9 protein-coding genes are annotated in these 8,666 nt (G+C 71.0%); 6 read left to right on the top strand and 3 right to left on the bottom strand.

The window, feature by feature from the left end; genetic code table 11:
* The first annotated feature begins 353 nt into the window (after positions 1-353).
* The 3 genes from ABEA77_RS33120 to ABEA77_RS33110 all read left to right on the top strand — a co-directional run bounded on the left by ABEA77_RS33120 (position 354) and on the right by ABEA77_RS33110 (position 2,665).
* Positions 354-953, top strand: coding sequence for a hypothetical protein (locus ABEA77_RS33120; RefSeq protein WP_345655766.1), 600 nt, complete (start codon positions 354-356; stop codon positions 951-953).
* Between the two features lie 116 nt (positions 954-1,069).
* On the top strand, positions 1,070-1,621 hold the full coding sequence (locus tag ABEA77_RS33115; protein WP_345655773.1) for a hypothetical protein: 552 nt from the start codon (positions 1,070-1,072) through the stop codon (positions 1,619-1,621).
* 180 nt (positions 1,622-1,801) lie between these two features.
* A complete protein-coding gene (locus ABEA77_RS33110; protein ID WP_345655771.1) occupies positions 1,802-2,665 on the top strand; it encodes an immunity 49 family protein in 864 nt (287 codons plus the stop codon).
* 47 nt (positions 2,666-2,712) lie between these two features.
* Here the strand turns inward: ABEA77_RS33110 and ABEA77_RS33105 are convergent, their stop codons facing one another.
* A complete protein-coding gene (locus ABEA77_RS33105) occupies positions 2,713-3,306 on the bottom strand; it encodes a TetR/AcrR family transcriptional regulator (RefSeq protein ID WP_345655764.1) in 594 nt (197 codons plus the stop codon).
* 286 nt (positions 3,307-3,592) lie between these two features.
* On the opposite strand from ABEA77_RS33105, the gene ABEA77_RS33100 reads away from it, so the two are divergent.
* Complete coding sequence (locus ABEA77_RS33100; protein ID WP_345655769.1) at positions 3,593-4,483, top strand: alpha/beta fold hydrolase; 891 nt, start codon at positions 3,593-3,595, stop codon at positions 4,481-4,483.
* A 64-nt stretch (positions 4,484-4,547) separates the two neighbouring features.
* Here the strand turns inward: ABEA77_RS33100 and ABEA77_RS33095 are convergent, their stop codons facing one another.
* Together ABEA77_RS33095 and ABEA77_RS33090 are read right to left on the bottom strand one after the other, a co-directional pair.
* Positions 4,548-5,462: an SDR family NAD(P)-dependent oxidoreductase gene (locus tag ABEA77_RS33095; RefSeq protein WP_345655762.1), complete on the bottom strand. Its 915-nt coding sequence runs from the start codon at positions 5,460-5,462 to the stop codon at positions 4,548-4,550.
* The gene (locus ABEA77_RS33090) at positions 5,455-6,288 is read right to left on the bottom strand and encodes an MBL fold metallo-hydrolase (protein WP_345655760.1); all 834 of its coding nucleotides are present in this window, start codon (positions 6,286-6,288) and stop codon (positions 5,455-5,457) included. Before ABEA77_RS33090 ends, ABEA77_RS33095 begins: the two co-directional genes overlap by 8 nt.
* 209 nt (positions 6,289-6,497) lie before the next feature.
* On the opposite strand from ABEA77_RS33090, the gene ABEA77_RS33085 reads away from it, so the two are divergent.
* Together ABEA77_RS33085 and eccD are read left to right on the top strand one after the other, a co-directional pair.
* A complete protein-coding gene (locus tag ABEA77_RS33085; protein ID WP_345655758.1) occupies positions 6,498-6,764 on the top strand; it encodes a hypothetical protein in 267 nt (88 codons plus the stop codon).
* A 106-nt stretch (positions 6,765-6,870) separates the two neighbouring features.
* The gene (gene eccD, locus ABEA77_RS33080) at positions 6,871-8,283 is read left to right on the top strand and encodes a type VII secretion integral membrane protein EccD (protein WP_345655767.1); all 1,413 of its coding nucleotides are present in this window, start codon (positions 6,871-6,873) and stop codon (positions 8,281-8,283) included.
* Positions 8,284-8,666 lie beyond the last annotated feature (383 nt).

The following is an 8,666-nucleotide window of genomic DNA, read 5'->3' as shown; positions in this document are numbered from 1 at the left end:
CGCCGTCACCACCACCCACACCTTCACCCTCGCGCTGGCGGGCAACGCCTCGCACCCCACCCACCCGCGGCGACCAACCACCGGCAGACCACACCCCCACCGGCAGCGAGTCGCATGGGCACGAGGAAGGCGCAGCACCCTCATCCCACGACCACAGCCACGGGGGGACAGAACGCCCTCACACTGGCAGTCACCACACGGGAGGCGAGCACAGCCCAAGCGACACTGGACACCCGAACTCGTCCCAGGAGCAGGGCACCGGGCCCGCGCAGCACTCTCCGAGTGCGCTGGAGGACAGTGGCGTCCATTACACCGAAGGGGCACGCAGCTCTGTCCAGCACCCCACGGGCCCTATGCCCACCAGCCTCAAGGAAGATGTCAATGAGGCTCTCGTGCGGGCAAAAGTGTCGCAGGAGGATCGACCGCGCATTCTGCAACAATTGCAGAGCAAGAAGTCGGAGTACGGAGCAGGAATCGCCGATTTCATCGCCCGCGGCAACCTTTCACACATGACCGATTACAATGAGCTGCTCAGCCAGGTCAAGAACTACAGGGAACACAACGCGGTATACCAGACCATGATTTACGCAGATGAACTGCAGCGTCAAGGATTCGAGAATTTGGGATTCGAGATCAAAAAGCCGGAGCTCGGACTCGACCTTGACATCTACTCTCACAGCCACTCGGGAGAGCTTCCCGAATACGCATGGCAACTCAAGACCGTACAGAGAACCAATAAGATCACCGACGCCCTGACCAAGATCGCACAAGATCAGCTGGCTGGCCCCATCCCTCACAAGTTCGCCGTGCTCGACATCCGACAGCCAAAATCCGCGGTTACGGCGCACATACTGCGAGCGGCGCAGAGAAATTCCGACGCCATCAATGCGACGGTTGAGATGCACTTTACCGACGGATCAATCACAATCACCCCCCATTCCGCCACTTCTTGAGTCGAGGAAGAATGTCCACCCTACTAAGGTCCCCGGAGGAGTGCGGTTCCTGGTCATGGGATCTCAACGAAACAGCCAGTCCAGGTTTGGAATCGGCACTTTCCGCGGCAGCTCGAATGTGTCATGTGCTGCACGATCACGAGCTCCTGAACCGACCCGTACGCCTTGAGTGGCCTTGGTTCGTGTCAGGCGTCGGCGCTCTCGGAGTCACTACACGACTCGCGCTCTTCGACATCTCGCTGAGCGACCGGGAGCTGCCTGAACGCATTCTCGCCTGCCGGCCGGTCGGACAGCCGAAGGCCGAGTTCCTCAGCATCAAGATCCTGGGGTCCGGCACCTACCTTGACGCGGCTGGACGTCGACGAAGTGAAGATCGTCTGGTGGAGCTGATCGTTGAGACGCACGAGGCGAACCTCTCGGCGCGACTGTCCGTTCACCACGACATCTGGGCCGACTATGACTTCTTCGGCCGCCCACACTTCGACATCTATGAGCGCAATGCTCCCCGGCTCACCGCTGCACTGCAGGCCCTCGACGAGGTGCTCGGCGTGACGGCTGACCCAGGGGACTCCACGTACTTCGGTGCGGCCGAGGGATACGGCCTCGCCCGCACCGATCCCGAGGACCTCATCGACGGCCTCGGCATCGACCGGTCAGACAAGCTGTAAGTCCTCAGGGCGCGCTCACAGAGGCCGCCTTCCCCTCCGTCACACCGAGGTCTTCAAAACCACAGATGCTGCTGGACGGCAGACGGCTGTCGTACCAAGAAGCGCTCCGACGGCATCTCCCTCAGCCTCTGACATCTGTCCGGTCAGACTCCAATCCAGACGGGAAATACGAAGACCACGATCCAAGCCCGCCACGAGAGTTCGGGCCCGGACGACGAGGCGTATGACCGGAGCCTCGGCGAGGAGCTGGTCGACGACATCGCGGATCTCCCGCAGAGCCCGGTTTCCGTCGGCGCGACATTCGACCTGGCCCTCCTGCACGCCCAGGTCCGCAGCGCCGTCGACCCGGACGGGGCCCTTCTGGAGACCTGGGAAGCCGTCGTCTCCGCCATGCAGGTGGGGTCGGCGCTGTTCGCCATGGCCGCCACGTCCGGGGAAACGGTCAGCTGCCGGATCAACTCCGCCATCGTGACCCTGCCCGCCACCGGGCCCCAGGGCCACGCGCACGCCGGAAGCTGGCTCACTGCCTTCTGGTACGCCGTGATCTGCCGCGACCAGAAGCGCATGCCGCAACTCTGCGAGATCCCACTGGACCTCCTGCGCGAATCCCAGCGTGTGGGCCGCCTCGAAGTGGACGAGTACGTCTACCACTGGGTCGACGTACTCCAGACCTACTGGCTGGAGCGTCCGGGCCTCGTCGACAAGCTGACCAGGACACTGGAGCTCTCGCACCCGGACGTCGCAACGGTGGCCGGGGCAGACCTCCTCAACCAGATCCTCTACCAGCCCATCAACCTCTTCCACCGCTTCGTCACCCACGACACCGACGGCTACAACAAAGCCCTCTACGCAGCCCTCGAATACCACAAGACCGACTGGACAGCAGACGAAGACCGGGCCGAAAAACCCTCCGGCAACGTCGCCCTCGGCCCCCTCGCCATCACCTGCCTCGCCCACGACGGCGAATTCCCCGTCGACGTCACCTCCGACTACCTCCCCCACCACCTCATCCAACGCAGCTGGCTCGGCGAATTCCCCACCTGACAGGCCCCATTTCGCTACTCGTCGCCTGCTGCGCCCCGGTGGGCGGATCAGGTGCGGGATGCGCGCAGCGCCTGTGCCAGGGCGTCGAGGGTGACGCCCACGACGGCCCGGAGCTGCGCCGGGCTCGCGCCGGCCCTGCTCATGACGGCGAGCGACTGGTTCACGGCCGCCGCGTGTACGGCGAAGGTCTCGGCGTCCTCGTCGGTCAGCCGGCCGGCCTTCAGCGCGGTGCGCAGGCGCAGGCGCTGGGAGCCTAGTGCCTGCCTGGCGTGCGCCGCGATGCTCGGGCTCAGCACGGGGATCGCCATGGCCGACTGGGCGATCAGGCATCCGTCAGGCAGCCCGGGGTCGGCGATGCGGTCGAGGGTGACGTCGAAGAACGCGCGGACGGCGGCGACGGGGTCCGAGGCCGCGCACGACAGGGCGGCGTCGTACCTCTCGCCGTAGCGCGCGGCGTAGCGCTCCAGGCAGCGCAGGAACAGCGTGTCCTTGGCGCCGAGCGAGGAGTAGATGGAACTGCGGTTCAGGCCGGTCGCCCGAGACAGGTCGTCCACTGAGGTGTCGGCGTATCCGTCGCGCCAGAACTGGATCATCGCGGCGTCGACCGCCGCGTCCACGTCGAACTGCTTCTTGCCTGCCACGCGGGACTTCCTTGCCGGTGCGTCGATGGTCCGGGCCGTGTCGCGCATCACTCTATCTTGAACTGGTTAGTTCAAGATGTGTTAGCCTGCGGACGCGGCCATGGCCACCGCTGTCAGCTCCACCGCCCCGACCGCACACCTGACACCGATGGGGGACCCAGTGACCGGCCCAGCGACCAGCACTCCGCACGGCTCCGACCCCGGCTCCGACCCCGACCAAGGCTCCGGCTCCGGCTCCGGCTCCGGCTCCGGCTCCGGCTCCGGCTCCGGCTCCGGAGACAATCCTGTGCGCGGGCTGCCGCTGCGGCAGTTGGACGGGTTCAGCCACCGTTGGGTCGAGGCGGACGGCGTCCGCCTTCATGCCGTCGAAGGCGGACGGCCAGGCGGCCCCGCCGTCGTCCTGCTCGCCGGCTTCCCGCAGACCTGGTGGGCCTGGCGGAAGGTGATGCCCGACCTCGCCCGCCGGTTCCGCGTCATCGCGGTCGACCTGCCGGGGCAGGGCCACTCCGAGCGCCCGGAGCGGGGCTACGACACGCACACGGCCGCCACGCACGTCCACACGGCCGTGCAGGCTCTCGGAGTGTCGGCCTACTTCCTGGTCGCCCACGACATCGGCGCCTGGGTCGCCTTCTCCCTCGCCCTCGGCTTCGAAAGCCGGCTGCGCGGGGTCGCTCTGCTCGACGCGGGAATTCCCGGTATCACGCTCCCCGAGTCGATTCCCACCGACCCGGACCGGGCGTGGAAGGCCTGGCATTTCGCGTTCCACGTCGTGCCCGGCCTGCCAGAGGCGCTGCTCGCCGGCCGCGAACGCGCTTACGTCGGCTGGTTCTTGCGGGCGAAGGCCCTGTCTCCCGGCACGTTCGACGACGCCGAGGTCGACCACTACGCCGCGGCCGTCGCCGCCGACGGCGGCCTGCGCGCCTGCCTCGCGTACTACCGGGAGGCAGCGGAGTCGGCGCGCAGGAACCGTGCAGCGCTCACGTCGCGGCGCCTGGCTGTGCCGGTTCTCGGGATCTCCAGCAGCCACGGCTCCGTTCCGGACATGGCCGCGTCCCTCAGCCCGTGGGCCGACCGCACCGCCGGCGTCGTCGTGCCGGACGCGGGACACTTCATCCCCGACGAGCAGCCCGAGGCCGTCGCCGCCGCGGTGGCCGGCTTCCTCGCCGACAACGCCTGACACCCGCCGGGGCTGCCACGGAACGTCAGGGCTGCCACTGGACGGCCTCGGGGGCAGCGAGTGGTCAGGTGGGGGGAGGGCCCGGCTCCACGAGCGGGGCGAGCCCGAGGACCCGGCGTACGACCCTCTCCCTGACCCTGACCGGCAGCAGCCGCATCAGCACGGCGTCCTGGAGGAAGCTGTGGTGGAGGTCGTAGCGCGGCGCCGGGTTCTTCGTGGTGATGGCCCGGTGGATACACCGCACCACCCGCCCGACCGGTATGCCGTCCCTGGTGGCGCGGACGGACCTGTCGAGGAAGCGTCCGAGGGGTTTCTCGTAGATCGCGAGCGACGGCGGCTTTCGGAGCTCGTCCTGGATGGCCGAGGCCATCGGCGTGTCGATCATTCCGGGGGCGATCACGGATACGCGGACCCCGAGGGCTGCGTACTCCATACGCATGGCCGAACTGAGCGCTTCGAGGCCGAACTTGCTCGCCGAGTAGGCACCGGTGAAGGGGAGGGTCCTGACCCCGCTGGCCGAGCCCACGTTGACGACGCGGCTTCCCGGGCCCAGGAGCGGCAGCAGTGCCCGGGTCACGTTGTGGGTGCCGACGAGATTGGTCGCCAGCACGTCGGTGAACGTGTCCGCCGCCAGATCGGCGAGGGGGCCGTTGGTGACGATCCCTGCGGCGTTGCACACGGCCTTCAACCGGGTGCCGCCCAGCCGGCCCGCGATCTCGGCCGCGGCGTCCGCCACGGATCCCTCGTCGCGCACGTCGAGCAGGACGGGCGTGCAGCCGTCGGGCGGGAGTTCCCCACTCAGCTCGGCGACGCTCGCCCGCCGCCGCACGCCCGCGTACACGTGGAAGCCGGCGCCGACGAGGAAGCGGGTGGCCGCGCGGCCTATGCCGGAGCCCGCTCCTGTGACGACGACGCTCGCGCCGCACGCCGCGGGCCGCGCGTCACAGGCCGGCCGTCCGACAGTGGTGTCCTCAGCCATGGGAGTCGGTCCTCCGCGCCCCTGTGCCGCCCGACGCCACGGCCTGACCGCGGCATTCCTCCAGGTCGGCGGGGTCATGGGCGGAGATGATGCGCAGGTCCGGATCGCCACGCCGGTGCAGTTCGGCGAGGCGTTCCTGGTTCTCCAGGAGAAGCCGGTGGCGGTGGGCCGCCGCCCGCTCCATCAACCGGACGGGGACGGGCACTTGGGTGCGCCCGTCCAGGGTCCCCCAGTGGTAGAAGGCGTCACCGCAGTGGAGGAGCCACCTTTCGCCGGTGTCGACGGCGACGCCCGTATGGCCCCGCGAGTGGCCCGGCATGGGCACCAGCACGATCCCCGGTGCGATGTCCGTCAGCTCCTGCGCGGCGGGGAACCCGCGCCATCCCTCGCCGTCGGCGCCGTGCTCGACGAACAGCGGGCCGTGGGCCCACTGCGCCGCCTGGTACCGCAGCCGTTCGCGCCGTGTCGGCGCGCGCACGGCCCCCAGGACCTCCGCCGCGGTGGTGTGGACCTCGGCGTGCGGGAAGTCGGCCAGCCCTCCGACGTGGTCGAAGTCCAGGTGCGTCACGACGATGTGGCGCACGTCCTCGGGCTTCAGGCCCAGGCGCTGCACCTGCCGTACGGCGGTCTCCTCGGGATCGAGGACCGGCCTGATCACGTGTCGCATGAACCCGATCCGGCCGACCGGGTCCTCGATGTCCCTGAGTCCGAAGCCGGTGTCGACGAGCACCACACCGCTCCGGTCGGTCTCCACACACAGCACATGGGCGACCATGGGATAGGAGCGCATGTTCATCGTTCCGCAGTTGAGGTGGTGCACTTTCATCGGTGAGCCCTCCGGTTGTGTCGCCCAAGGCGGTCGACTGCGGCGTGAGTTGAGCGTACTGGGCGTCCTGGGCCGGCTCCGGGCCGGTCGGCCCGGCCGCGGGGCGGGCGGGCCGCGGGGTTGCTGCGGGCTCCTTCCGGTCGGCAGACTGGGTTCGCGCCGGCAGCCGTCTCGGCGCGCGCCCGCTCCCGACCGGCAGGTAACGCCCCATGGCCGCACAGGACTACGACAGTCAGCTCCTCGAATCCGTCTCGGTGCGACGGCGCCGGATGCGGGACGCGCTGCTGTTCGGGGCGCAGCGGGCCCGGCGCACGGCGGACGAGCGGGTCGGGAAGGTCGTCGCGGGTCTGGTGATCGCGGCCGTGCTGTGCGCGGGATGCGTGGGCTGGTCGTTCGTCTCGCACCGGCTGCTCGGGCAGTTGAGCACGCCCACCGGACAGACCACCACCGGGCCGGCGGCACCGTCGCGGCACTGAGCGGCCGCGCACCGTCCGTGACGGCGAACGCGGGCCGGGGCAGGGCCGGGGGCTTCCGGGGACGGACAAGTCACCGGGGCTTTGGTAGCTTCGGGGCGTGGTGGACATGGGGGCGGTGGACATAGCCAAGCGGGGCACGGCGGTCGGCGGGCGCGGGAAAGCGCCGGGCGGCGGCGGTGCCTCGCCGGTGAGCCGGGTCACGCTGGTGGGCGCGCGGCGGCGGATGGATCTCGTGCTGCCGTCCGACGAGCCGGTCGGCCGGCTGCTGCCCGACATCATCCGGTTGCTCGACGACCGGGTGGCGGCGCAGCCGCTGCTGCGCCAACTCGTCTTCTCCGACGGTTCCGTGCTGCCGCAGGACGGCACGCTGGAGTCGTGCGGGGTGCAGGACGGCGCCGTGCTGCGGCTCGTACGGGCGCAGGACGCGCCGTCCGCGCCGGTCGTGCACGACGTGACCGACGAGGTCGCGGGCGATCTGGACGTACGGACATGGCGCTGGGACGCGCGGGCGCGGCGCGCCACGGCCGGTGCGGCGATGGCCGGTTGGGCGCTGGCTGCGGGGCTGCTCGCGCGGGCCGCCTACGCGCCGTCGACCGTCGCCACGGTGCTGCTGGCCGTCGCGGTCCTCCTGGCCGGCGGCGGCGCGCTCACCTGGCGGCTCGGCCACCGCGGCACGGCGACGGCGCTCAGCGCCACGTCCGGGGTCGCGGTGGTGCTCGGCGCGTGGACGCTTGCGGACGCCTTCGACGCGGGCGGCGCCGCGCTGCTCGCCGCGGTCGCGGGGGCGCTGGTGCTCGCGCTGCTCCTGCTGTGCTGGTGCTCGCCGCTCGGGCGGGGCGGGCTGCTGGGCGCGGCGGCGGTCGGTGCGACGGCCGTGGTGTGGGAGGCGGTGGCCGCCGCGCAGCACGGCGCGGTCACGGCGCAGCAGCAGGCCCGTACGGGCGCGGTGCTCGCGGTCGTGTCGGTGGTGCTGCTCGGGCTGCTGCCGCGGCTCGCGCTGATGTCGGCGGGGCTGACCTCGCTCGACGACCGGCGCTCGCGCGGGCTCTCCGTGAGCCGCTACCGGGTCGCCGCGGCGCTGAGCGCCACCCACCGCGGCCTGACGCTGGCCACGGTGGTGCTCGCGGGCTCCGCCGCGGTCGCCGCGGCACTCGCACTGCGGGAGCCGACCGCCTGGACGGTGCCGCTCGTGGTGGTCACGGCCTGCGTACTGGCGCTGAGGTCGCGGGCGTTCCCGCTGGTCGCGGAGGTCGTGGCGCTGCTGCTCGCGGCGGCGGCCGTGGTGGTGCGCGGCGTGCTCGTGTGGTCGGCGCGGTCCGGCTCGGCGGGCGCGCTCGCGCTGCTCGTGGCGCTCGCGGTGGTGCCGCTGCTGATGCTGGCGGGCCGGCTGCCCGAGCATCTCGGCGTCCGGCTGCGCCGGTTGGGCGACGCGGCCGAGTCGGCCGGGGTGATCGCCCTGTTCCCGCTGCTCATCGGGGTGTTCGGCGTGTACGGCCGGCTGCTCGGCACATTCGCCTAGGGGGAAGCATGACGAAAGACGACTGGCAGTCGGGCGTGTTGAACGACCTCACCGGGTCCGGGAAAGGGGGCGCTCCGGCGGGCCCGGGGGCATCGGGAGCGGCGGGGGCACCGCGCGCGGCGGGCTCAGCGTCCGGGACGCCGGACACGGGACCCGCCGAACCTGCCCCCGCCGCACGCGAGTCCGCGCCGGACGCCACGACGGACGCCAAACCCGCCCCCGCCCCCCAGGCCGCCTCGGGCCCCGCCACCCCGGGACCCGGTAACGCCGGCGGGGCCGCCTCGCACCCGGCCCCCCGCCCCGCCACCCGGGGCTCCGGCCCCTCGGCCCCGGCCACACCCCGCGCCGCCCCCGCCCCCTCCGCCCGTACGGCTCAGGACACC

It is taken from the genome of Streptomyces tremellae (genome assembly GCF_039540215.1).
In the GTDB taxonomy this organism is placed as follows: domain Bacteria; phylum Actinomycetota; class Actinomycetes; order Streptomycetales; family Streptomycetaceae; genus Streptomyces; species Streptomyces tremellae.
The sequence above is the reverse complement of the archived record's forward strand: the minus strand, read 5'-3'. Positions and strand labels throughout refer to the sequence as shown.